19 protein-coding genes are annotated in these 23,134 nt (G+C 65.6%); 12 read left to right on the plus strand and 7 right to left on the minus strand.

The window, feature by feature from the left end:
* Window positions 1-5: 5 nt before the first annotated feature.
* Both JQ591_RS13405 and upp read left to right on the plus strand, forming a co-directional pair.
* Window positions 6-1,244, plus strand: a complete 1,239-nt coding sequence (locus JQ591_RS13405; RefSeq protein ID WP_211396489.1) for a URC4/urg3 family protein — start codon at window positions 6-8, stop codon at window positions 1,242-1,244.
* A 55-nt stretch (window positions 1,245-1,299) separates the two neighbouring features.
* Complete coding sequence (gene upp / locus JQ591_RS13410) at window positions 1,300-1,929, plus strand: uracil phosphoribosyltransferase (protein WP_211396490.1); 630 nt, start codon at window positions 1,300-1,302, stop codon at window positions 1,927-1,929.
* A 229-nt stretch (window positions 1,930-2,158) separates the two neighbouring features.
* On the opposite strand, the gene JQ591_RS13415 is transcribed toward upp, so the two are convergent.
* Both JQ591_RS13415 and JQ591_RS13420 read right to left on the minus strand, forming a co-directional pair.
* Window positions 2,159-3,268 carry a M48 family metallopeptidase gene (locus tag JQ591_RS13415; protein WP_211396491.1) on the minus strand — a complete coding sequence of 370 codons (1,110 nt, stop codon included), beginning with the start codon at window positions 3,266-3,268 and terminating at the stop codon, window positions 2,159-2,161.
* Between the two features lie 3 nt (window positions 3,269-3,271).
* Entirely contained in the window at window positions 3,272-4,417 is a 1,146-nt protein-coding gene (locus JQ591_RS13420) for a YjgN family protein (protein WP_211396890.1), read from the minus strand.
* Window positions 4,418-4,728: 311 nt separating this feature from the next.
* On the opposite strand from JQ591_RS13420, the gene JQ591_RS13425 reads away from it, so the two are divergent.
* Both JQ591_RS13425 and JQ591_RS13430 read left to right on the plus strand, forming a co-directional pair.
* Window positions 4,729-5,994: a cytochrome P450 gene (locus JQ591_RS13425; protein WP_211396492.1), complete on the plus strand. Its 1,266-nt coding sequence runs from the start codon at window positions 4,729-4,731 to the stop codon at window positions 5,992-5,994.
* A 183-nt stretch (window positions 5,995-6,177) separates the two neighbouring features.
* Window positions 6,178-7,452, plus strand: a complete 1,275-nt coding sequence (locus JQ591_RS13430; protein ID WP_211396493.1) for a cytochrome P450 — start codon at window positions 6,178-6,180, stop codon at window positions 7,450-7,452.
* 293 nt (window positions 7,453-7,745) lie between these two features.
* On the opposite strand, the gene JQ591_RS13435 is transcribed toward JQ591_RS13430, so the two are convergent.
* The gene (locus JQ591_RS13435) at window positions 7,746-8,666 is read right to left on the minus strand and encodes a LysR substrate-binding domain-containing protein (protein WP_211396494.1); all 921 of its coding nucleotides are present in this window, start codon (window positions 8,664-8,666) and stop codon (window positions 7,746-7,748) included.
* 125 nt (window positions 8,667-8,791) lie between these two features.
* Between JQ591_RS13435 and JQ591_RS13440 the strand changes: the two genes are divergently transcribed.
* The 4 genes from JQ591_RS13440 (at window position 8,792) to mdlC (ending at window position 13,683) form a co-directional block, all read left to right on the plus strand.
* Window positions 8,792-9,961 (plus strand): acyl-CoA dehydrogenase family protein, encoded by a 1,170-nt coding sequence (locus JQ591_RS13440; RefSeq protein WP_211396495.1) that lies wholly within the window; start codon window positions 8,792-8,794, stop codon window positions 9,959-9,961.
* Window positions 9,962-9,970: 9 nt separating this feature from the next.
* Window positions 9,971-11,074 carry a CaiB/BaiF CoA transferase family protein gene (locus JQ591_RS13445; protein ID WP_211396496.1) on the plus strand — a complete coding sequence of 368 codons (1,104 nt, stop codon included), beginning with the start codon at window positions 9,971-9,973 and terminating at the stop codon, window positions 11,072-11,074.
* A gap of 18 nt (window positions 11,075-11,092) precedes the next feature.
* The gene (locus JQ591_RS13450; protein WP_211396497.1) at window positions 11,093-11,944 is read left to right on the plus strand and encodes an FAS1-like dehydratase domain-containing protein; all 852 of its coding nucleotides are present in this window, start codon (window positions 11,093-11,095) and stop codon (window positions 11,942-11,944) included.
* 116 nt (window positions 11,945-12,060) lie between these two features.
* On the plus strand, window positions 12,061-13,683 hold the full coding sequence (mdlC, locus tag JQ591_RS13455; RefSeq protein ID WP_211396498.1) for a benzoylformate decarboxylase: 1,623 nt from the start codon (window positions 12,061-12,063) through the stop codon (window positions 13,681-13,683).
* 172 nt (window positions 13,684-13,855) lie between these two features.
* Here the strand turns inward: mdlC and JQ591_RS13460 are convergent, their stop codons facing one another.
* Window positions 13,856-14,632, minus strand: a complete 777-nt coding sequence (locus JQ591_RS13460; protein ID WP_211396499.1) for an SDR family NAD(P)-dependent oxidoreductase — start codon at window positions 14,630-14,632, stop codon at window positions 13,856-13,858.
* Window positions 14,633-14,708: 76 nt separating this feature from the next.
* Between JQ591_RS13460 and JQ591_RS13465 the strand changes: the two genes are divergently transcribed.
* The gene (locus JQ591_RS13465; protein ID WP_211396500.1) at window positions 14,709-15,170 is read left to right on the plus strand and encodes a MarR family winged helix-turn-helix transcriptional regulator; all 462 of its coding nucleotides are present in this window, start codon (window positions 14,709-14,711) and stop codon (window positions 15,168-15,170) included.
* Between the two features lie 181 nt (window positions 15,171-15,351).
* Here the strand turns inward: JQ591_RS13465 and JQ591_RS13470 are convergent, their stop codons facing one another.
* Window positions 15,352-16,146: an SDR family oxidoreductase gene (locus tag JQ591_RS13470; protein WP_211396501.1), complete on the minus strand. Its 795-nt coding sequence runs from the start codon at window positions 16,144-16,146 to the stop codon at window positions 15,352-15,354.
* 50 nt (window positions 16,147-16,196) lie between these two features.
* Window positions 16,197-16,892: a PAQR family membrane homeostasis protein TrhA gene (gene trhA, locus JQ591_RS13475; RefSeq protein WP_211396502.1), complete on the minus strand. Its 696-nt coding sequence runs from the start codon at window positions 16,890-16,892 to the stop codon at window positions 16,197-16,199.
* A 178-nt stretch (window positions 16,893-17,070) separates the two neighbouring features.
* On the opposite strand from trhA, the gene JQ591_RS13480 reads away from it, so the two are divergent.
* Both JQ591_RS13480 and JQ591_RS13485 read left to right on the plus strand, forming a co-directional pair.
* Window positions 17,071-18,540, plus strand: a complete 1,470-nt coding sequence (locus JQ591_RS13480; protein ID WP_211396503.1) for a YcjX family protein — start codon at window positions 17,071-17,073, stop codon at window positions 18,538-18,540.
* Complete coding sequence (locus tag JQ591_RS13485) at window positions 18,537-19,562, plus strand: YcjF family protein (RefSeq protein WP_211396504.1); 1,026 nt, start codon at window positions 18,537-18,539, stop codon at window positions 19,560-19,562. Before JQ591_RS13480 ends, JQ591_RS13485 begins: the two co-directional genes overlap by 4 nt.
* Before the next feature lie 16 nt (window positions 19,563-19,578).
* Here the strand turns inward: JQ591_RS13485 and JQ591_RS13490 are convergent, their stop codons facing one another.
* A complete protein-coding gene (locus JQ591_RS13490; protein ID WP_211396891.1) occupies window positions 19,579-21,144 on the minus strand; it encodes a glycosyltransferase family 39 protein in 1,566 nt (521 codons plus the stop codon).
* 222 nt (window positions 21,145-21,366) lie between these two features.
* Between JQ591_RS13490 and JQ591_RS13495 the strand changes: the two genes are divergently transcribed.
* Entirely contained in the window at window positions 21,367-23,097 is a 1,731-nt protein-coding gene (locus tag JQ591_RS13495; RefSeq protein ID WP_211396505.1) for an adenylate/guanylate cyclase domain-containing protein, read from the plus strand.
* The last annotated feature ends 37 nt before the right edge of the window (window positions 23,098-23,134 follow it).

Consider the following 23,134-nt stretch of genomic DNA (forward strand, 5'->3'; position numbering starts at 1 on the left):
AATTGATGGCAGACGCTTTGGAATTGCAGGCCCGTTCGCTGCTCAGCGCAGGAGCGGTTCGCGCGCGTGCTGGCGAGATGCTCCAGATCGGCCTGAACGGCGGCTTGAGCCACTTCACGATCGACCTCGATCGCATGGACGGCGTTGCGGACGCCGTTCTCGCGGTGACGCGCAAGGCCTATCCGACGCTGGAGATTCCCTTCCACGCGCGCTGGCGGCATTTTGTGCTTGGCGGCGTCGACCGCTGGGCGCGGCTTGCGGACACGGCGTCATGGCCCGATCGCGCGGCGCGGGCGCGCGCGGAGTTCGACCTTGCCATCGTCAGCGTGCTGCTCGATGCCGGCGCCGGCGCGGCGTGGCGATACCGCGACGCCGTGACGGGACAAAGCATCGGCCGATCGGAGGGACTTGCGATCGCAAGTCTCGACATGTTCGCGAGCGGTCTCTTCTCCGGCGATACGCGCGCGCCGTTCAGGGCCGATGCGGACGTGCTCGCGCAACTGCCGCTTGCCGCGCTTACATCAGCCTTTCAGGTGAGCGATGCCAATCCGCTGCTCGGGCTCGAGGGGCGGACCGATCTGCTGCGGCGTCTGGGCAAGCTGGTGGCGGAGCGGGCGGACGTGTTCGGCTCGCACGACACGCCGCGGCCGGGCGGGCTGTTCGATCACATCGCGGCGCAGGCGAATGGCGGCGCGGTTCCCGCGCCCGCGATCCTGTCCGCAGTGCTGAACCAGCTCGGACCGATCTGGCCGTCGCGGCTTGAGCTTGCCGGGATTCCGCTCGGCGATTGCTGGCGCCATCCGGCGATCAAGGCCGACGATGCGACCGCGGGTCTCGTACCCCTGCACAAGCTGTCGCAATGGCTGAGCTACTCGCTGATCGAGCCGCTCCAGCGCGCCGGACTTGACGTCACCGACATCGACGGCCTGACCGGGCTTGCAGAATATCGCAATGGCGGCTTGTTCGTCGATCACGAGGTGCTGCGCCTGCGCGACGCCGCTGACGCCGAACGTGCGCATGCGGTGGACTCCCTGCTCGTCGTCGAGTGGCGCGCGCTGACCGTGGCGCTGCTGGACCGGTTTGCCGAACTGGTCCGCGCAAAACTCGGCCGCACGCCCGATACATTGCCGCTCGCCAGCATTCTGGAAGGCGGCACCTGGGCCGCGGGCCGCGCCATCGCCTTCGCGCGCCGCCCCGACGGCGCACCGCCGCTCAAGGTGATCAGCGACGGGACCGTTTTCTAGCGCGTGATCCAGACGCGTCGCATTGCGCATCGATCAATTTCAGGAGCATCCCGTCATGCAAGGCGTCACGATCGTCGATCATCCGCTGGTGCAGCACAAGCTGACTCTGGTGCGGGACAAATCGATCTCGACCAAATCGTTTAGAGAGCTGATCAAGGAGATCGGCATGCTCTTGTGCTACGAGGTGACGCGCGACCTGCCGCTCGCCGATGTCGTGGTGGACACGCCGCTGGCGCGAATGCACTCGGCCAAGATCGCCGGCAAGAAGCTGGTATTCGTACCGATGCTGCGCGCCGGCACGACCTTCGTCGACGGCATGATGGATCTGGTGCCGACCGCGCGCGTCGCGCATATCGGGCTCTATCGTGAACCGCACAGTTTTGCGGCGGTCGAATATTTCTTCAAATCGCCATCCGATCTCAGCGAGCGGCTCGCCATCGTGGTGACGCCGGTGGTCGCGACCGCCAACACGACTGTGGCCGCAATCGACCGGCTGAAGGAGCGCGGCGCCAAGGATATCCGGCTGGCCTGCCTGATCGCCGCGCCGGAGGGACTCGAACGGCTGCGCGGACTGCATCCGGACGTCCCGATCTGGACCGCCGCGGTCGACGAAGGTCTCGACGAGAACGGTTTTATTTTGCCGGGCCTCGGCGATGCTGGCGACCGCGCTTACGGGACGCGGTAAGAGACGCAGAGGGGTTACGTCTCCGCGTCGTAGTCCCGAGGCGAGCCGTCGCCGTTGACCGCTTGGAGCGAGTCCTCCTTGAAGGAGGCAGAGTGCCGTTGACCAGCTTCAACCCAGGAGCAACTCACGAGCGACTCATTGGACGAATGAGACACCTCGCGGTCGACGACCATGATCGGGCCGCCGCTCCTGTGCTTGACGAGATTGCCGGGCCTGAGCTGCATGGCGATCAAATCTTCCCGCTGCCGCAGATATCCTTCAGCGCCTGCCACTCCTTATCCGCCAGCAGCGCCGGGCCGCCGGCGGGGCGATCTTCTTTCGTCATGCGCGCGAGGCGATCCTCGGTGAGCGGGTGGCTTGCCAGGATCGACGTGAGGCCGCCACCCTCCTTGCCGGTGATGCGAAACATCAGTTCGGCCGCGGGTTTGGGCGAGCGGCCGAGCTTGTGCATGATCTCGATGGCAAACGTATCCGCAGCGGTCTCGGCCTCGCGCGAATAGGACGCTTCAACCACGCTGCGCGAGGCGAAGATCACGGCACTCGAGCCGGTGACGTCGCCGAACAGCAGGCCGATCAGGAACGAGGTGCCGCCGTTGTAGATCAGGCCGCGCATGTTGTCGTGATGCTTGAGATGGCCGAGTTCGTGGGCGAGGATGCCGGCGATCTCGTCCGGGCTTTCGGCCTTGTCGAGCAGGCCCTTCAGCACGAAGACCTTGCCGCCCGGCAGCGCGAACGCGTTCGGCACCGGGGTCGGCAGCACGCCCGCGGTCATGGAATCGTCGTCGAGGCCGGCGGCATCGCGTAGCCGATTGACGAGTTTGATGAACGCGGCCTTGCCCGCCGCATCCTCGCACACATTGCGGCCGAAGATGGTCTTCACCTGAACCTCTGACGCATCGCCGATGCGCCGTTCGATTGGCTTCGGCACCAGCGGCGCGAGGCGGTCGGCAGCGAGCGGCACGCCGAACAGCACGACGCAGACGATGGAGACGGCGGCAGCCATCGACCAGCCGACGATTTTTGCGACGCCGCGGCGCGAAGTCTGGTGGTCGTCGAGCCGTGCGCAGCGGGCGGTCACCTCTGACGCGAGCAGAGCATCGCGGATTTCCAGCCGCGCCAGCGGCGGCGCGGAAACGCAGGCGAGCCGCAAAATGCCGGCCGGGCTGTCGGCGCGGCGGATGTCGGCATAGGCCCAGCGAACGGGCGCCCCACCCTCTTCGAGGATCTCGAGCGCGTCGCCGAGCGTCAGCGCCACCTGCCGCCTGCGGCTCGACACGCCGTCGAAGAAGATCGTCGGCTTTGCGGACTGCGCCGGGGCTTCGGCGAATACGTCACTCACAGCTCAGAATCCCGCGACATCGAGTCCGTCGGCAAAGCCTTCGCCCAGTGCGCTGGCGAGTTCGCCGCTGCCGCGCACGTCCGCCGCGGCCCCGATGTTGTGCACCTCGACGGTCTGCAGCACCTTGGCCCAGAGATCGCGCTGGAGATAGACCCGCATGATGATGTTCACCGCAAGAGCGACCGCGAAATAGCCGATGACCATCATCACCAGCATCGGAATGCTCTTGGCGGCATTGTCAGGCCCGAACGCCTGCTCGGCGGGAAGGCCGGTCAGCTTGACCAGGAGCAAGGTGCCCCCTCCTATATAGGCGCCGAAGATGGCCGAGAGCAGCATCCACCAGCCGATCACCTTCCAGTACAGCCCGTAGAACGCATTGGTCGGCAAATCCGAGGACACGCTCACGCCGCCGATGCGGATACCGTCGAGCCACCAGCGCCACTCGCGCGCCTTGAACTGGGCATAGAAGAACGGCGCGAGCGGAAAGATGACCAGCGCGATCGGGCTGAGCAGCCACAGCCACCAGCCGCGCTTGAAGAACGTCCAGCCGTCGCCTTCGAAGTCGCCGCGCAGATCACCGAAATGCGTGTGCCGCATCTTGTAGCGTTCGAGCGACGCCTCGCGCCACGGCAATGCGAGCCCAAGCGTCAGAAACACCAGCAAGCCCCACAGCATGGCGCGGAACGAATAGGCCCAGCCCGAGCCGTCCATCCAGAACCGCACGCCGCGCCAGACCGTGCGCGTCAGGCGATAGCGCCGCGCGCGATAGATCGCAAACTGGCCGAAGGCGTAGAAGCTGATGAACAGCGGCGTCGAGGCAAAGCCCTGCCAGCGCTCGAACTCGATGCCGACCAGGAAATAGGCGAGATAGATCGGCACCAGGATCGCGAGCGCGAACAGGAAGCCGACCAGGAGCTCCTTGGCCCGGCCGGTATATTCGGCGGCGTCGCCCTCGATCGCGGTGTTCGCCCACAGATGACGGCGGATGTCGGTGACGAGCCAGAACCGGTAGAAGCCGAAGGTGACGAGCTCCAGCAGGGCACCCTTGGTGACCAATTTGCGAAACTCGGTGCGGTTGCCGGTGAAATCGACCCGCGTGGGCGGCAGCGGCGGGGGTAAGGGTTCGGAGCCGATGGGGGCCCATTGCATGTCGTTCACGGCGGCAACCTCGGGGTGCGGACCTGGTTCGATCAAACTATAGATCAGAGATTAGTCGATCCCCAAGATGGGCGGGTTCGATTTGGCTCGATTCCAGTCGATTTCTTGCACGATTCCTCGCCAAACGGGGTGCGCAAGATCACGTTCACGCGGCGGTGTGACGGCCGCCCGACGCTCTCGCGAAGGTTGGATGTGGCAAAACTCTCCCTTGCTCCGGCGCAGACAACCGGCTGTAATTGCAAATCAAATACCGCAGCGCAGAATTCAACGAGAACGCGCGGTTCATGTCAGGGAGAGCGGTCATGCATGGGACCATCGAAAGCGCGGCGAAGCTCGACGCGTTACGCGCACGCGCAACATCACTGCCGCTGGAGCAGTTCGATCCGGGCGACCCTGAGCTGTTCAGGACCGATACGTTCTGGCCCTATTTCGATCGCCTGCGCCGCGAAGATCCCGTGCACTATTGCAAGGACTCGATGTTCGGACCGTATTGGTCGGTGACGCGCTACAACGACATCATGGAGATCGAGACCAATCATTCGGTATTCTCCTCGGCCTCCTCGCTCGGCGGCATCACCATCCGCGACATCGATCCGGATCTGCGCCGCGAGAGCTTCATCTCGATGGACCCGCCGCGCCACGCAGCGCAGCGCAAGACCGTGGCGCCGATGTTCACACCGACGCATCTGGACAATCTCGCCCTCAACATCCGCAAGCGCTCGGCCGAGTGCCTGGACAATCTGCCGCGCGGCGAGGTGTTCGACTGGGTCGACCGTGTCTCGATCGAGCTCACCACGCAGATGCTCGCCGTGCTGTTCGACTTCCCCTGGGAGGACCGCCGCAAGCTGACGCGCTGGTCTGATATCGCGACCACCATTCCCGGCCCCGACGGCCTCGTCGCCACCGAAGACGAGCGTCAGGCCGAGCTGAACGAATGCGCGGGCTATTTCGCGCGGCTGTGGAAGGAGCGCATCGAGCAGCCGCCGAAGAGCGACCTCCTGTCGATGATGGCGCATGGCGCCGCGACGCGCGACATGGACGCGAAAAACTTCCTCGGCAATCTCGTCCTTTTGATCGTCGGCGGCAACGACACCACCCGCAACACCATGTCCGGCTCGCTCGACGCGCTGAGCCAGCATCCGGAGCAATATCGCAAGCTGCGCGAAAACCCCGCGCTGCTCGACAGCTTCGTGCCCGAAGTGATCCGCTGGCAGACGCCGCTGGCACATATGCGCCGCACCGCACTTGCGGACTTCGAGTTCCGCGGCAAGCAGATCAAGAAAGGTGACAAGGTCGTGATGTGGTACGTCTCGGGCAACCGCGACGCCGACGCGATCGAAAAGCCCTACGAATTCATCATTGACCGCGCCCGCCCGCGCACGCATCTCTCGTTCGGCTTCGGCATCCACCGCTGCGTCGGCTTGCGGCTTGCCGAACTCCAGCTCAAGATTATCTGGGAAGAGATCCTCAAGCGATTCGATCATATCGACGTGGTCGGCGAACCCAAGCGGGTCTATTCGAGTTTCGTGAAGGGTCTTGAAACGCTGCCGGTGAAGATTGCGGCGTGATGTAAGGAGCCCCCTCGCCGCGCTTGCGGGGAGAGGGTTGGGGTGTGGGGGAGTCTCCACGGGAACGGTGACAGCCGAATCGCGGAGAGTCCCCCCTCACCCGGAATTCAAGCTTCGCTCGAATTCCGGCCTCTCCCGGCACGCGGGGAGAGGCCGAGAAAGACAAACACTGGAGCTACCGCCATGAACATTCAGACTCCGGTCAAAACCGACAAGGCCGAACGCATGCGCAGGGCCCGCGAGGAGGCCTATGCGACACCGCTGGCGCAGTTCCACCCGGGCGCGCCCAGGCTGTTCCAGGACGACACCTTGTGGCCATGGTTCGAACGGCTGCGCAAGGAAGAGCCGGTGCATTACTGCACCAACGCGCCGATCGAGCCGTATTGGTCGGTGGTGAAGTACGACGACATCATGCACGTCGACACCAATCACGGCCTGTTCTCCTCCGATTCAACGCTCGGCGGCATCGGGATCCGCGACGTGCCGGAAGGTTATGACTGGCCGAGCTTCATCGCCATGGACCAGCCGCGTCATTCGTCGCAGCGCAAGACGGTGTCGCCGATGTTCACGCCGACGCATCTGGACGAACTGGCAAAACTGATCCGCCAGCGCTCGCAGACCGTGCTCGACAATCTGCCGCGCAACGAGACCTTCAATTTCGTCGAGCGCGTCTCGATCGAGCTGACGACGCAGATGCTGGCCACCCTGTTCGACTTCCCCTGGGAGGAACGGCGCAAGCTGACGCGCTGGTCCGATGTCGCGACCGCGCTGCCCAAGAGCGGCATCGTTGCGTCGGCCGAAGAGCGCCGCCGCGAGATGGACGAATGCTATGCGTACATGTCCAAGCTCTGGAACGAGCGCGTCAATTCCGCGCCGCGCAACGACCTGTTGTCGCTGATGGCGCACAACGACGCGACGCGCTTCATGGACCCCGACAATCTCATGGGCAACATCATCCTGCTCATCGTCGGCGGCAACGACACCACGCGCAACACCATGACCGGCTCGGTGCTGGCGCTGAGCGAGAACCCCGAGCAGTTTGCCAGGCTCCGCGCCAATCCCGAGCTGATCGATTCCATGGTGCCCGAGGTGATCCGCTGGCAGACCCCGCTGGCGCATATGCGGCGCACCGCGCTTGCCGACACCGAGATCGGCGGCAAGCACATCAAGAAGGGCGACCGCGTCGTGATGTGGTACGTCTCCGGCAACCGCGACGAAGAAATGTTCGAGAGGCCGAACGAGTTCATCATCGACCGGCAGCGGCCGCGCACCCACCTCTCCTTCGGCTTCGGCATCCACCGCTGCGTCGGCATGCGCCTCGCCGAGCTCCAGCTCAAGATCGTCTGGGAAGAGATGCTCAAGCGCTTCGACCGCATCGAGGTGGTGGGCGAACCGAAGCGGATCTATTCGAGCTTCATCAAGGGGTACGAGTCGCTGCCGGTGAGGATTCCGGGGTAGCGGCGGCACGGAGATCGCGGCACGTTCAGCTCCATCCCCTCACCCTGAGGAGCGCGCTCTTCGCGCGCGTCTCGAAGGGCGAGGCCACCAGCCGGGCCTGCATCCTTCGAGACGCGCGAAGACGCGCTCCTCAGGATGAGGATTGAATGGCGCAGCTCAGCTATAAAATTCCGGCATGACAGCTCGCGCGACATGCGATGGGCCGGCCGCGAGCTTGTGTCCTAAGCATTCACCACGCGCTCGGCGCGCTCCCTCTCCGCGCAAGCGGGGAGAGGCGAAGAAAGCACCGGCGCTCAAGCCAACTTGATGTCCCACACGCCGTCCTTGCGGCAGGCGGCGACCTCCTCGCGCAAAAGTGCGGTGACGGCGAGCGAGGCCGTCGAGGCTGGACGCTCGATCGGAGAGGCGAAAATGAGCTCGCGCGTCATCGGCTTCGAGACGACGGCGGTTTCCAGCCGCCCGTCCGCGACCTCGCCGTGGACCGAGGACGGCGGCAAGAGCGCGAAGCCTAACCCCTCCTCGACGAGGCTCGTCAGCACGCGGAACGAATCCGCCTCGAGCTGGACGTTGAGCTTGATCTTACGCTGCGCCGCCGCGTGCTCGATCAGCGCACGGAGGCCGTGGGAATGACTGGGCAGCACCAGCCGCTGCCGCAGCAGCCAGCCGATGTCGACGCTCTTCTTGCGCGCAAGACCGCAGCCGCGCGGGCCGACCGCGACGATGTTGTCGCGGCCGAGGCTCTCGACGTTGAGATGCAGGTCGGCGGAGCGGCCGTAGAGGATGGCGAGATCCATCTCGCCACGATGCAGCCATTCGACGAGATGGCCGCTGTAACTCTCGACGATGCGCAGCGAAATGCCGGGAAACTTTTCGACGCAGCGCCGCGCGAAGCGCGCCGAGAGCACGCAGCTCACGGTCGGAACCAGGCCGAGCACGACCTGACCGGATGGCGGCCCCTTGGACGACTGGATGTCGTCGCGGATCTGGTCGATCTGCCGCACGATGCCCGAGGTGCGCGCGAGCAGGAGACGGCCGGCATCCGTGAGCACCATGCCGCGGCCATTGCGGGTGAACAATTCGGCGCGCAGCTCGTGTTCCAGCAGCTTGATCTGCCGGCTGAGCGCCGGCTGCGCCACACGCAACGTGTCGGACGCCTTGGAGAGGCTGCCGAGCTCCGCCACGCAACTGAAGGTCCTGAGTTGACGGAAATCCATGCTTGCCAATCCTGGAAGGCTACTCCATACGCTATAGCAAATGAGCATAGGGGGCTGGCATTGTTTTCACAACGCCAGAGGATCGGCCGGCGTTATCTTAACTGCCGCACCCAACGGGAAACGCCATGAGTGAAGAACACCACACCGAAGATCACGCCGACATCCGCGAAGCCGTCGCAAAGCTCTGCGCGCAGTTTCCCGGCGAATACTGGCGCAAGCTCGACCGTGAGATGGCCTACCCGAAGGCCTTCGTCGATGCGCTGACTGAGGCCGGTTATCTCTCGGTGCTGATCCCCGAGGAATATGGCGGCGCGGGGCTCAAGCTCTCGGCGGCTGCCGCGATCCTCGAAGAGATCCAGCGCGCAGGCTGCAACGGCGGCGGCTGCCACGCCCAGATGTACACGATGGGCACCGTGCTGCGGCACGGCAATGACGAGCAGAAGGCAAAATATCTGCCGAAGGTCGCGAGCGGCGAATTGCGGCTGCAGGCCTTCGGCGTCACCGAGCCGACCAGCGGCACCGACACCACCTCGCTGAAGACTTTCGCGCGCAAGGACGGCAACGCCGGCTACATCGTCAACGGCCAGAAAATCTGGACCAGCCGCGCCGAGCATTCCGACCTGATGCTCCTGCTGGCGCGCACCACGCCGAAGGATCAGGTCAAGAAGCGCACCGACGGCCTCTCCGTTTTCATCGTCGACATGCGTGAGGCCAAGAACAACGGCCTCGAGATCCGCCCGATCCGCACCATGATGAACCACGCCACCACCGAAGTGTTCTTTACCGACATGAAGGTGCCGGCGGAAAATCTGATCGGCGAAGAGGGCAAGGGTTTTCGCTACATTCTCTCCGGCATGAATGCCGAACGCATCTTGATCGCGGCCGAATGCGTCGGCGACGCCAAATGGTTCATCGCCAAGGCCACCAACTACGCCAAGGAGCGCAGCGTTTTCGGCCGGCCGATCGGCCAGAACCAGGGCATCCAGTTCCCGATCGCCAAGGCCTACGCGGCGATGCGCGCGGCCGAATTGATGGTGAAGGAAGCCACGCGCAAATACGAGGCCGGGCTCGACTGCGGCGCTGAAGCCAACATGGCCAAGATGCTCGCGGCCGATGCGTCGTGGGAAGCGGCCAATGCCTGCGTTCAGACCCATGGCGGCTTCGGCTTCGCCGAGGAATACGACGTCGAACGCAAATTCCGCGAGACGCGGCTCTATCAGGTCGCGCCGATCTCGACCAACCTCGTGCTGTCCTTCATCGCCGAGCACGTCCTCGGCATGCCCCGCTCGTACTGAGGCCGCGCCATGGGAGCACTGGACGGGATCAGGGTGATTGCGGTCGAGCAGGCGGTGGCGGCGCCATTCTGCTCGTCGCGCCTGGCGGATGCCGGCGCGGAGGTGATCAAGATCGAGCGGCCCGAGGGCGATTTCGCCCGCGGCTACGACGCGGCAGCCAAGGGCCAGAGCAGCTACTTTGTGTGGCTGAACCGTGGCAAGCAATCGGCGGTGGTCGATCTCGCCACCAAGGAAGGCTGCGCCGAGCTTGAGAAGCTGATTGCCAGCGCCGACGTGCTGATCCAGAACCTTAAGCCGGGCTCGATGGACAAGCTCGGCTTTTCGCGCGAGCGGCTATTGAAGGACTATCCCAGGCTGATCTCGTGCACGATCACCGGCTATGGCGACGAGGGCCCCTATGCGCACCGCAAGGCCTACGATCTGCTGATCCAGGCCGAGAGCGGCCTTGCCTCGATCACCGGCAATCCCGACGGCGCCTCGCGCGTCGGCATGTCGATCGTCGATGTCGCGACCGGCGCCACGGCGCATGCGGCGATCCTGGAGGCGCTGATCGGGCGCGGGCGCACCGGCAAGGGCGCCGACATCCGCATCTCCATGTTCGACGTGATGGCGGACTGGTGCACCGTGCCGCTGCTCAACTCGGAAGCCGGCAATCCGCCCAAGCGCATGGGGCTCCGCCATCCCTCGATCGCGCCCTATGGCGTGTTCACGTCCAGCGACGGCAAGGACATTTTGATCTCGATCCAGAGCGAGCGCGAGTGGAAGACGCTTTGCGCAAGAGTGCTGGACCAGCCGGATCTGCCCGCCGACCCCCGCGTCGCCAACATGGTCGAGCGCGTGCGCAACCGCGACTTCACCGACAAGACGGTCGCGGATGCCTTCGGCAAGATGACGCGCGATGAGCTGCTCAAGCGGCTGTCCGACGCCGATATCGCCTTTGCCGAGGTCAACACCATGGCGGACCTCACCAACCATCCGCATCTGCGCCGCATCGAGGTCGACACGCCGCAGGGACGTGTCAGCTATCCCGCGCCGGCGCCGATCATTGTCGGCGAAACGCGCAGCTATGGTGCCGTGCCCGGCATCGGCGAACGACCGGCCAAGAAATCGTAATACCAAGAGCGAGGCGTCATGACCGAAAAGCTCGACATCGATCATTTGCGGCAATGGATCGGCCGTAGCGAAGAGGCGACCGACACCGTCACCGCGCAGCTCGTGAAGGGTTTGCGCGCGACGCTGTTCCAGGAGGTCGGCGCGCCCAAGACCGGCGATGCGGCGCCGTTCACGGTGCACTGGTGCCTGGCGCAGCCGGTGTTTCCGATGTCGATGCTCGGCCCCGACGGCCACCCCACCCGCGGCGGCTTCCTGCCGCCGGTGCCGCTGCCGCGCCGGATGTGGGCCGGCGGCGAGATCGAGTTCCTGCAGCCCTTGCGCGTCGGCGATGAATCGACGCGGACCTCGCGCATCGCCGATGTGCAGGTGAAGACCGGCTCGACCGGCACGCTGTGCTTCGTCTCCGTCGAGCACAGCATCTCCTCGCCGCGCGGCGTCGCCATCCGCGAGCGCCAGGACATCGTCTATCGCGAGATGACGACCAACACGCCTGCGACCGCCAAGGCCCCGCCTCCGCCGCCGAAGGCGCAGCATCGCGAGACGCATGTGTCGGATCCCGTGCTGCTATTTCGGTATTCCGCGCTGACCTTCAATGGCCACCGCATCCATTACGACCGCAGCTACGTCACCGAGATCGAGGGCTATCCGGGCCTGATCTTCCACGGGCCGTTGCAGGCGACGTTCATCGTCGAGATGGCGGCGAAGCTGCGCGGCGGAAAACCGCCGAAGAAATTCACCTATCGCGGCCTGCGGCCGCTGTTCGAAGGCACGGAGTTTTCCATCAACGCCAACGACAGCGGCGAGAGCATGGAGCTGTGGACCGCGAACGCGGAGGGGCAGCCGACGATGAAGGGGACCGCGGTGTGGTAGGTTTGTCATTCCGGGGCATCGCAAAGCGATGAACCCGGAATCTCGAGATTCCGGGTTCGATGCTTCGCATCGCCCCGGAATGACGCCACGACAATAAGCATTCGGGAACGGAAACCATGGCGAAGAACGGCAAGAGCGGCAGCAAATCCGTCACCGTGAAGCAGGCGACGCTCGACCTGCTGCGCTCCCTGGGCGTCGATCGGGTGTTCGGCAATCCCGGCTCGACCGAGCTGCCGTTCCTGAGCGACTGGCCCGACGACATCGACTACGTGCTGGCGCTTCAGGAAGCCTCCGCGGTCGGCATGGCCGATGGTTATGCGCAGGCGACGCGCAATGCCGGCTTCGTCAATCTGCATTCGGCGGCCGGCGTCGGCAACGCGCTCGGCAACATCTATACCGCGCATCGCAACCAGACCCCGCTGGTGATCACCGCGGGCCAGCAGGCGCGCTCGATCCTGCCCTTGCAGGCGTTCCTGTATGCGGAGCGTGCGTCCGAATTCCCGCGGCCTTATGTGAAGTACAGCGTGGAGCCGGCGCGGCCCGAGGACGTGCCGGCCGCGATCGCGCGCGCCTATTACACCGCGATGCAGCCGCCATGCGGGCCGACCTTCGTGTCGATCCCGGTCGACGACTGGGCGCATGCGGCAGCTCCCGTCGAAGCGCGCAAGGTCAGCCGCGAGATCGGGCCCGAGGCTGACGCGATGAAGGCGCTGGTCGCAGCGCTCGGTTCAGCCAGGCACCCCGCCCTCGTCGTCGGCCCCGGCGTCGATCGCGCCGGTGCGGTCGACCTGATGATGCGCGTGGCCGAGAAAGCCAGGGCCAGCGTCTGGGTCAGCCCGTTTTCGGCCCGCTGCTCGTTCCCGGAACGCCATCCCCAGTTCGCAGGCTTCCTGCATGCCTCGCCGGCGCAATTGTCGGACGCGCTGCGCGAGCACGATCTCGTCGTGGTGATCGGCGCGCCAGTGTTCACCTTCCACGTCGAAGGCCACGCCGCGATCTTCGATGGCGGCGCGACGATCTTCCAGATCACGGATGACCCGGATACCGCAGCAGTGACGCCGGTCGGAACCAGCATCATCGCGACGATGAAGCCGGCGCTCGCAATGCTGCTCGACCTCTTGCCGGAGAGCAAACGGGCCGCACCGAAGGGGCGAACGCTGCCGCCGGCCCCGCAAGCCGCCGATCCGCTTCCGGTCGAATTCCTGCTGCATTCGCTGTCGCATGCGATGCCGGATGGCGCGTCGCTGGTCGAGGAAATCCCCTCGCACCGGCCGGCGATGCAGAAGTTCATGCCGATGCGCGGCCAGGACAGTTTTTACACCATGGCAAGCGGCGGCCTCGGCTACTCCCTGCCCGCCGCCGTGGGGATGGCGCTCGGCAAGCCAAAGCAACGGACAGTGTGCCTGATCGGCGACGGCTCGGCGATGTATTCGATCCAGGCGCTGTGGACCGCCGCGCAGCGCAAGCTGCCGCTCACCATCGTCGTCATCAACAATTCCGGCTACGGCGCGATGCGCTCGTTCAGCCAGGTGATGCAGGTAAGGAACGTGCCGGGGTTGGAGCTGCCGGGGATCGATTTCGTCCGGCTCGCCGAGGGCATGGGTTGCCATGCGGTGCGGGTGACGAAGGCCGCAGAGTTGGGCGAGGCGCTCAAGCGCGGGATGGCATTCGAAGGGACGAGCCTCGTCGAGGTGATCGTGGATTCGGCGGTGCCGGTGCTGTACGGGCAGAAGCATTAGGAGCGTATAGCGCATCCACAACGTCGTCCTGGCGAAGGCCAGGACCCATTACCACGACAGACGGTTTGGCGAAGATTGGTAACCCCGACCCCGTGCCACGACTGCCCCCTGGGGTGATGGGTCCTGGCTTTCGCCAGGACGACACTGAATTTGCCGCGACAGGCAACCAAATCTACGAAGCCAAAAATCCTCCATCCGCCGCCAGCACATGCCCGACGACATACGACGACGCGTCGGACGATAGCCACACCACCGCCTCGGCCACCTCCTCCGGGCTCCCCATCCGCCGCAGCGGCAGGCCGGCGGCGACAGTTGCGACATCGCCGACCCCGGCGCGCAGCATCATGTCGGTGACGACGCGGCCGGGCGCGATGGCGTTGATGCGGATACCGCGTGGGGCGTTCTCCATCGCAGCAGAACGCGTCAGCGAGATCGCCGCAGCTTTGGATGCAGAGTAGAGCGAGAGGCCGGGATTGGGATTGCGCACGCCGCTGACGGAGGCGTTGACGACGATGCTGCCGCGGCCTTTCGCGAGCATGACCGGCAATTGATGGCGCAGGCACAGGAACAGCGCGCGGACATTGGTGTCGAACACGCTGTCGTAGACATCCGTGCCCTGCTCCTCCAGCGGCGCGCGCCGCTCCTGGAAGCCGGCATTGTTGAAGGCGACGTCGAGCCGGCCGCAGCGCTCGACCGCCGTGCCAACGAGGCGCACGACGTCGTCCTCTCGCGTGATGTCGGCCTTGATCGCGATGGCGTCCGCGCCAAGCTCGCGGCACGCAGCGGCGGCCGCCTCGATCTCGGCTTCGCGTCGGCCCGCCACGACGATCGCCTCCGCGCCTTCGGATGCCATCCGCAGCGCCGTGGCACGGCCGATGCCGCTGCCTCCGCCGGTGACGAGGCAGACCTTGCCCCTCATCCGCTCGCCCGTCGGCAAAGATCCGGTCATGGCTCACTCCAAAACGCTTGCGCGCGTCGTTGCGCGCATATAGTTGTATGATACAACTATATGCGTGGAGTCAAGCATGACCGGGCTTTCGCTGATCGACGACATTCGCGCGGCCTCGCGCCTGATGGTGCGGGAGCTCGGCTTCATGGATGCGACGGTGGCGGCATCGGACTATCCGCCGTCGGCCGTGCACACGATCCTGGAGATCGGTATCCGCGGGCCGATGAATTCGGGCGAGCTCGGCGATTTCCTGCGGCTGGAGAAATCGAGCGTCAGCCGCCTGGTGCGCAAGCTGATCGACTGCGGCGAGCTGCGGGAAACGCCGGATGAAGCCGATGCACGCAGCAAGCTGTTGTCGCTGACGGCGAAGGGCCGCCGCACGCTGGAGGCGCTGCACGCCTTTGGTCGCCAGCAGGTGAGCGGCGCCCTTGCCGCGCTGACGGAGGCCGAGCAGCGCACGGTGCGCGAAGGAATGATGCTCTATGCGCAGGCATTGCGTCAGAGCCGCGACGAGGACGAGGCGCAGACGGCGGCGTAGCCACTGGTGTCGTCCCGGCGAAGGCCGGGACCCATACCGCGTTATTTATCGATAAGGCGCGGGTGTTAGTATCGAATAACTACCAACCTTCGCCAAATTTTGCCCTGTGGTTATGGGTCCCGGCCTTCGCCGGGACGACACCGATTGTTTGGCGCGAGCTTGCCACCAGCATGCCGTCAAATCACGTCCCGAACTCGTCGCGCATCCTGGCCTGGATCTTGGCCATGCCGCCGATCCAGCGGTCGTAATTCTCGGTCTTCTTGCGCATGTAGCCGAGCACCTGCGGGTGCGGCAGGATCAAGAACGTCTCCTGCTCGAGGCCGGCGAGCACGTCTTTGGCGACCTGCTCGGGCGAGAGGTCACCGTCGCCGGATTGCGGGCCCTTGGGGATCGCGCGCAGCATGTTGGTGTCGACACCCTGCGGACACAGCACCGAGACACGGATGTTGTGGGCCTTGTGCGAGATCGCGAGGTTTTCGGCAAAGCCGACTGCGGCATGCTTGGTGGTGGAGTAAGCCGGACTGCCGACTTGCGACAGCAGGCCCGCGGCCGAGATCGTGTTGAGGAAATAGCCGCCACCGCGCGCCTTCATGCGCGGAATCAGGTGCCGCGCCGCATAGACATGCGCCATGACGTGAATAGCCCAGCTTCGCTGCCACGGCTCGTCGGACGCACCGCCGGCATTGACCGACATCGGATCGAAACCGCCGCCGATGCCGGCATTGGAGCAGAACAATTCGATCGGGCCGAACTGCCGCTCGGTCTCCTCGATGACGTGGGCGACGTCCTTTTCCTGCGCGACGTCGCATTTGAACGCCGCGCCATCCACCGTGGCAGCGACTGTCCTTGCGTTGGCGGCGTCCATGTCGGCGACGACGACCTTGGCCGCACCAGCCTTGTGAAACGCCTCGCACAGCGCCTTGCCGATGCCGTTGGCGCCGCCCGTGACGACCACGACCTTGCCGGTCACCTGCATGCGACGTCTCCTCTTATACCGTTCCGCTTATTCCGCTTCGCGGAGCTTGCTCAGCTCAACACGAGGTCGAGCACCGCGGTATAATGGCACGCCGCGCCGGCCAAGACAAAGCCGTGCCAGATCGCATTCTGGAAGCGCAGCCGCCGCCAGGCGTGGAAGATCACGCCAAAGCTGTAGAGCAGGCCACCCGCAAGGATGAAGCCCAGCACCAGTTCAGGCAGTGCCTTGACCACGGAATCGTAGAGCATCACGCCGCTCCAGCCCATGGCGAGGTAGATGCCGACCGCGACGCGGTCGAACCGGCCGGGGTAAAGAAGTTTCAGCACGATGCCTGATATCGCCACGCACCAGACGCCGGCGAGCAGCACCAGCGCGAACCCGCTGTCCTTCACCTCCAGAATGAACGGCGTGTAGGTCGCCGCGATCAGGAGATAGATCGCCGAATGGTCGAAGCGCCGCAGCAGCCATTTGGCCGGCGAGACCGGCCAGAGATTATAGGTCGCCGACAACACCAGCATCGAGAGCAGGCCGGCGACGTAGATCGAGACGCCGACGATGTCGGTCGCGTCGGCATAGAGCACCGTCAGCACCACCAGCACGGTCGCGGCGATGATGCCGCAGAGCACGCCGATCGCGTGGATGACGCCGTCGGCGATCAACTCGGCGCGGTCGTAATGCCAGCCGACCGCGTCGGCCGCGGCGTGGACGGAGGTGGATGCGAGTTGTTTCAGTTGGAAGACGGTCATGGCAATCCGCAAGGTGAGGCAATACCCTCTTGTATGGGTGTTTCGAGACCAGCGCGTCGTTCAAACGGCTGATTTGCCGACAAAGGCGGTGGAAGTATGAAGCTTGATTTTCTTCACGCAATTGCCACTTCTGTGAACAGTCTCACATTTCCGCCCGCCCGGGATTCCCAACGTTCATATGGCATTTAGTTTCCAGGATATGGTCGAAGAGGCGCGGCTGTCGGCGAGGGCGCTGATCGACTATGGCGAGCATTTCTTCAACCCGACGGTGCGATTGGGGGTTACCGGCCTGTCCCGGGCCGGCAAGACGGTGTTCATCACCGCGCTGATCCACGGCCTGACGCGCGGCGGGCGGTTTCCGGTATTCGAGGCCTATTCATCCGGGCGGATCGCGCGGGCGCATCTGGCGCCGCAGCCGGACGACGCCGTGCCGCGCTTTGCCTATGAGAGCCATTTGCGCGCGCTGATCGAGGAGCGGCGCTGGCCGAGTTCGACCGTCGACATCAGCGAGCTCAGGCTCATCATCGACTACCAGCGCCGGAACGGCGCCGACCGCACGCTGACGCTCGACATCGTCGACTATCCCGGCGAGTGGCTGCTCGATCTGCCGCTGCTCCAGAAGAGCTATGAGCAATGGTCCGCTGAAAGTCTCGCGCTCTCGCGCGAGGCACCGCGCGTCCATCTTGCCGCGGACTGGCACGCGCATCTCGCAACGCTCAAGCCCGAGGCGCGCGAGGACGAGCAGGCGACACTTACGGCCGCAAAGCTCTTCAGGGGCTATTTGCAAGGCTGCCGCGACGAGCGGTTTGCGATGAGCCTGCTGCCACCCGGCCGCTTCCTGATGCCGGGCAATCTCGCCGACACACCGGCGCTGACCTTTGCGCCGCTCGACGTTCCGACCGGCGGCCAGGCGCCGGAGGGATCGCTATGGGCGATGATGGTGCGCCGCTATGAGGCCTACAAGGACGTCGTGGTGCGGCCGTTCTTCCGCGATCATTTTGCCCGGCTCGATCGCCAGATCGTGCTGGCCGACGCGCTCGCCGCGTTCAACTCCGGCCCCGAAGCGCTGCACGATCTCGAAGCCGCACTCGCGGGCATTCTCGACTGCTTTCGTATCGGCCGCAGCACGTTCCTCTCCGGCCTGTTCCGGCCGCGCATCGACCGCATCCTGTTCGCGGCGACCAAGGCGGATCATCTGCATCATTCCAGCCACGACCGGCTCGAAGCCGTGCTGCGCCGCGCGGTCACCCGCGCCGTTGCGCGCGCGGAGAATACCGGCGCGGAGATCGACGTCGTCGCGCTCGCTGCCGTCCGCGCCACCCGCGAGGCGCAGGTCGCGCATGGCCGGGACAAATTGCCGTCGATTTTGGGAACGCCGGCCGCGGGCGAAAGCGCCGGCGGCGAGTTCTTCGACGGCAACACCGAGGTGGCGACCTTTCCGGGCGACCTGCCGCTCGATCCCGAGCCGCTGTTCAACGGCACCGACGCGTTCCGCGGGCTCTCGACCGAGGCCGCCGAGAAGAGCGATTTTCGCTTCCTGCGCTTCCGTCCGCCAAAGCTCGAACGCGAGGGGGCCGACGAGCCGGTGCTGCCTCACATCCGCCTCGACCGTGCCTTGCAGTTCCTGATCGGAGACAAGCTGTCATGAACGAGCGATCCCAGCCCCGGCGGCCGGCGACGTTCCGGCTCGATGATCCCGGCGTCGTCGTCACCGAGGCCGATGAGACGGCACGGCTCGGTCGCGGCACCATCCACATCACGCCGGAGCACGATCCGGCGACATTGCCGGTTCCAATTGATTCCGCGCTTCCAGCCCGGCGCGGCTTTCCCTGGGGCGCGCTGTTCTGGTCCGGCGTTGCCGGGCTGACGCTGCTCGGCACGGGACTTGGCGTCGTCCATCTGGTGGAGGACCTGTTTGCGCGCAGCGAAAGCCTCGGCTTCGTCGGCCTCGCCTTCGCGCTTCTCACCGCGCTGGCGCTCGCGGTGGTGATCGGGCGTGAAGTGTATGGACTGGCGCGCCTCGCGACCATCGAGAAGCTGCATCAGCGCGCAGCCGCCGTCCTCGCCAGCGACGACCGCAAGGAGAGCCGCGCCATCGTGCAGGATCTGCTCAAGATCGCGCATCAAAATCCGCAGCTCGCGCGCGCCCGCGCCGCGCTCGAGAGCCACGCCGGCGAGATCATCGACGGCGCCGACATGATCCGGCTCGCCGAGCGTGAATTGATGTCGCCGCTCGACACGGAGGCGCGGCGGCTGGTGTCGTCAGCCGCGCAGAAGGTCTCGATCGTCACAGCGGTTTCGCCTCGCGCGCTGATCGACGTGTTGTTCGTGTTCGTGGCGTCGCTGCGCCTGATCCGCCAGCTTGCCCGGCTCTATGGCGGTCGTCCCGGCGCGCTCGGCATGATCCGCCTGCTCCGCCACGTCATCGCTCATCTCGCCATCACCGGCGGCATGGCCGCGAGCGACAGCCTGGTGCAGCAGATGCTCGGGCATGGGATTGCAGCAAAGCTCTCGCAGCGACTGGGCGAAGGCGTGCTCAATGGATTGCTGACGGCGCGGCTGGGCCTGGCCGCGATCGACGTCACACGGCCGCTGCCGTTCGCGGCACTGCCGCCGCCGAAACTATCGGATCTCGCAACGGATCTGCTGCGGAAGAAGGACGAGGAGTAGCGATCCGTTCGCCTCGCTAAGCGAGCGTACGCCGCGCGAACTCCCCCGCCAGCACGCGCCACTGGAACAGCGGAGAATCCTTCGGCGGTGACAGCTCTGGCGTCCAGCCAGTGAGCTTTTCAATCACATAGGTGTCCGTCAGAACGCCCCGCCAGCGTCGTTCGACCTGGCCAAGCGGTTCACGCTTGGCGGGGATGTTCTCCCACAGCGATGAGCGGTTGTCCGGCTCACGGCCAACATAGATGCCCGCGCGGCCCTTGATCCGGTCCAGGCCGGGATCGCGAAAGTCCTGGAAGCGGCCGCGCTCGTTGATCTCGATCACCGGCACGCGGCCCCGGAACAGCCAGCGCATCATGGCATAGGTGCGGTAGTCCGTGGTGGCGATCCAGGTCGCGCCGGTCTCGTCCAGCGCGGCCTGCGCGCGCGCCGCGACCTGCTCGTAGCCGGACTCGGCACCGATCGGATCGATCTTGCCGAGCAAATTCCAGGGCGCGGCGACGTAGTAGAGGAACACGATGACGACAAAAGCGACGCCCGAGACCACCGCCGTGTTGGCCCAGAACAGCGACGACCTGATCATCCGCGCCGACCATTTTTCACGCGACAGCATGGTGAGGTTGATGGCGGCGGCGGCAAAACCGACCGGCCACATGAACATCGGCCAGGTGTCGCCGACGCGGAGGGTCAGGGATTTCGAGAGGAAATAGAGAAACGGTACCAAGACCGCGGTCGACAGCAGAATCGCGACCGGCTCGCGCGTGCGATAGCCGCGCCACGCCGTCAGCACCACCCCTGTCAGCACCACCGGGAGCATGACGAAGCCGACCAGACCGAATTGCAGGCCGATGTAATCCCCGATCGTGCGGAGCGAGATGCCGTAATTGGTGGTGGCGCGCACGCCCTGGAAGCGGATCGAGGCCCAATCGTGCTGCACGTTCCAGATCAGGACCGGCGAGAACACGACGATTGCGATCAGAACCGCGAGATACGGATAGGGGCTGCGCAACCAGCGCCAGCGCCAATCCGGCACCAGCAGAAAGGCGGCAACCGCCGGCGCGAACATGATCACGGTGAATTTCGACAGCATCGCCAGCCCGGCGAACAGGCCGGCCGCGAGCCACCAGCGGCCGTCGCCGCCCTGCGCAAGCCGCACCAGGGACCACATCATCGCCACCGCCAACGGGATCATGGCGACATCGGGCGCGACCTTGGCCATCAGCAGGCCGTAATACAGCGCGGCCTCCGGCATCAACACCGCGAGCACGACGGCGCGCATGTCGTGGGTGAGGCGGCGGACGATATCGGCGAGCAGGAGCTGCGTCACCAGCATCGTCACGATGCCGCCGAAGCGCACCCCGAGCGTGGTGTCGCCGAAGATCGCGGTGCCGAACCGGATCAGCCAGGCGATGCCGGGGGGATGATCCAGGAAGCTGAGCGCTGTCTCCTGCGACCAGGTCCAGTAATAGGCCTCATCCGTGCGCAGCTCGATTGCGGAGGCGTAGACGATGCGCAGCAGCGTCATCGCGGCGATGATCGCCGCGGCCATGACGAGCGGCCGGCGCGCCGCGCCGGCGGGGGGCATCGTGATGTCGGGAGTTGTCGTCACGGCCGCGCTTTTCGCCAACCTGGGAGGGGGAGTCAATGCGGGGGGCGCCCGACTCGATCGTCGTCCCGGACGAGCGAAGCGCCGATCCGGGACGACAATGGAGTATGTCCTACCGCGCATGTGATCGGGCCAGCTGTCCACCCCCGGAATTAAACGCTACGCTGGCTGTTCTCCTTGGTGAACTGATACAAGCGAATCATGGCCACCGCCCCTGCACAGATGTCCGAACTCGTCCGCGCCATCAGCGTGCGCCAGGTGCGGCTGGTCTGCGGCGTCATCCTGTTCTCCTATGTGGTCAGCCATTTCCTCAACCACGCGCTCGGCAACATCTCGGTCGATGCCATGGAGATCGGGGTCTACTACCACACGCTGTTCTGGCAGTTCCTGCCTGTCGCGATCGTGTTCTACACGGCGGCGCTCACGCATATGGGGCTCGGCATCTATGCGCTGTATCAGCGCCGGCAGTTCCGCTGGCGGACGGTCGAGCCGCTGCAGCTCGTGCTTGGCTTGAGCATCCCCGCGCTGGTCATGGCGCATGTGATCGGCGTGCGGCTCGGCCAGACGCTGTACGGACACCAAAAGCTCTATCCGCAGGAACTCTATCTGTTCTTCGTCGCGTCGAACCGTATCTGGCCGATGACGATCCTGCTTCTCGTCGCCTGGGTGCACGGCTGCATCGGCATCTTCTTCTGGCTCCGCCTCAAATCCTTCTTCACGCGCGCGGCGCCCTATCTGCTCGCGGCGGCCGTGCTGATCCCGACGCTGGCGCTGCTGGGCGTCTACCAGGGTGGCCGCAGCGTCGAGGTCGAAGCGGACGATGGGGAATGGCGGACGCATAATCTCACGCGCCGCCAGGTCGGCACGGCTGCCGAGGCCGCGACGCTCGACCGCATCACCGGCGGCCTCACTGCCGGTTATCTCGGACTGCTCGCCCTGGCGCTGCTGGCGCGCGGCGCGCGCGCCTTGCGCGAGCGGCGCGGTGGCATGATCGCGCTGTCCTACGGCAACGGCAAGACGGTGCGCGTCCCCAAGGGCCTCTCCGTGCTGGAGGCGAGCCTGCGCCACAATGTGCCGCATGCCAGCGTCTGCGGCGGCCGCGCCCGCTGCTCGACCTGCCGCATCCGCGTCATCGGCGATCATGGCACCCTGCCCGAGCCGTCGCAGCGCGAGGCGTTCGTGCTCACCCGTGTCGGCACCAGCGATCCCTCGATCAGGCTGGCCTGCCAGCTGCGGCCGACATCGGACCTCTCCTTCTTCCAGCTCTTCACCTCGCATACCCAGTCGTCGAGCGCGCAGGCCTCGACGCCCGCCAGAATCGGCCAGGAGCGCTATCTCGTCAGCCTGTTCGTGGACATGCGCGGCTCGACGCAACTGGCCGAGAAGCGGCTGCCGTTCGACACCGTCTTCATCGTCAACCGCTTCCTCGGCGCCGTCTCGCAGGCCGTGATCGAGAATGGCGGCCAGCCGAACCAGTTCGTCGGCGACGGCATGCTGGCGCTGTTCGGACTGACCGCCGATCCGCAGACCGCCTGCCGGCAGGCGCTGAAGGCCGCCGCCGGGATCGCCAGGCATATCGACGAGCTCAACGAGCTCCTCGCCCACGATCTGCGCCAGCCGATCCGCTTCGGCATCGGTATCCATGGCGGCGAGGTCATCATCGGCGACATCGGCTATCGCGATCACATCGTCTTCACGGCACTGGGCGATGCCGTCAACGTCGCGGCCCGCCTCCAGGACATGACCAAGACACTGGCCTGCGAAGCGATCGTCTCGGAGGAAGTCCGCCGCACCGCGGGCCTTGCCGATGATGCACTGCCGCAGCAGGAGGTCGCGATCCGCGGCCGCGACGAACCGATGGCCGTGCGCGTCGTCGCGGACGCCAGGGAGCTGTCGGCGCTCGTCGATCACGGCGAACGCGTCGCGGCGTAACACCGGCTTGCTGCAACGCAACGGCATGGGCCTGCTG

The organism is Bradyrhizobium canariense, assembly GCF_018130465.1.
In the GTDB taxonomy this organism is placed as follows: Bacteria; Pseudomonadota; Alphaproteobacteria; order Rhizobiales; family Xanthobacteraceae; genus Bradyrhizobium; species Bradyrhizobium canariense_C.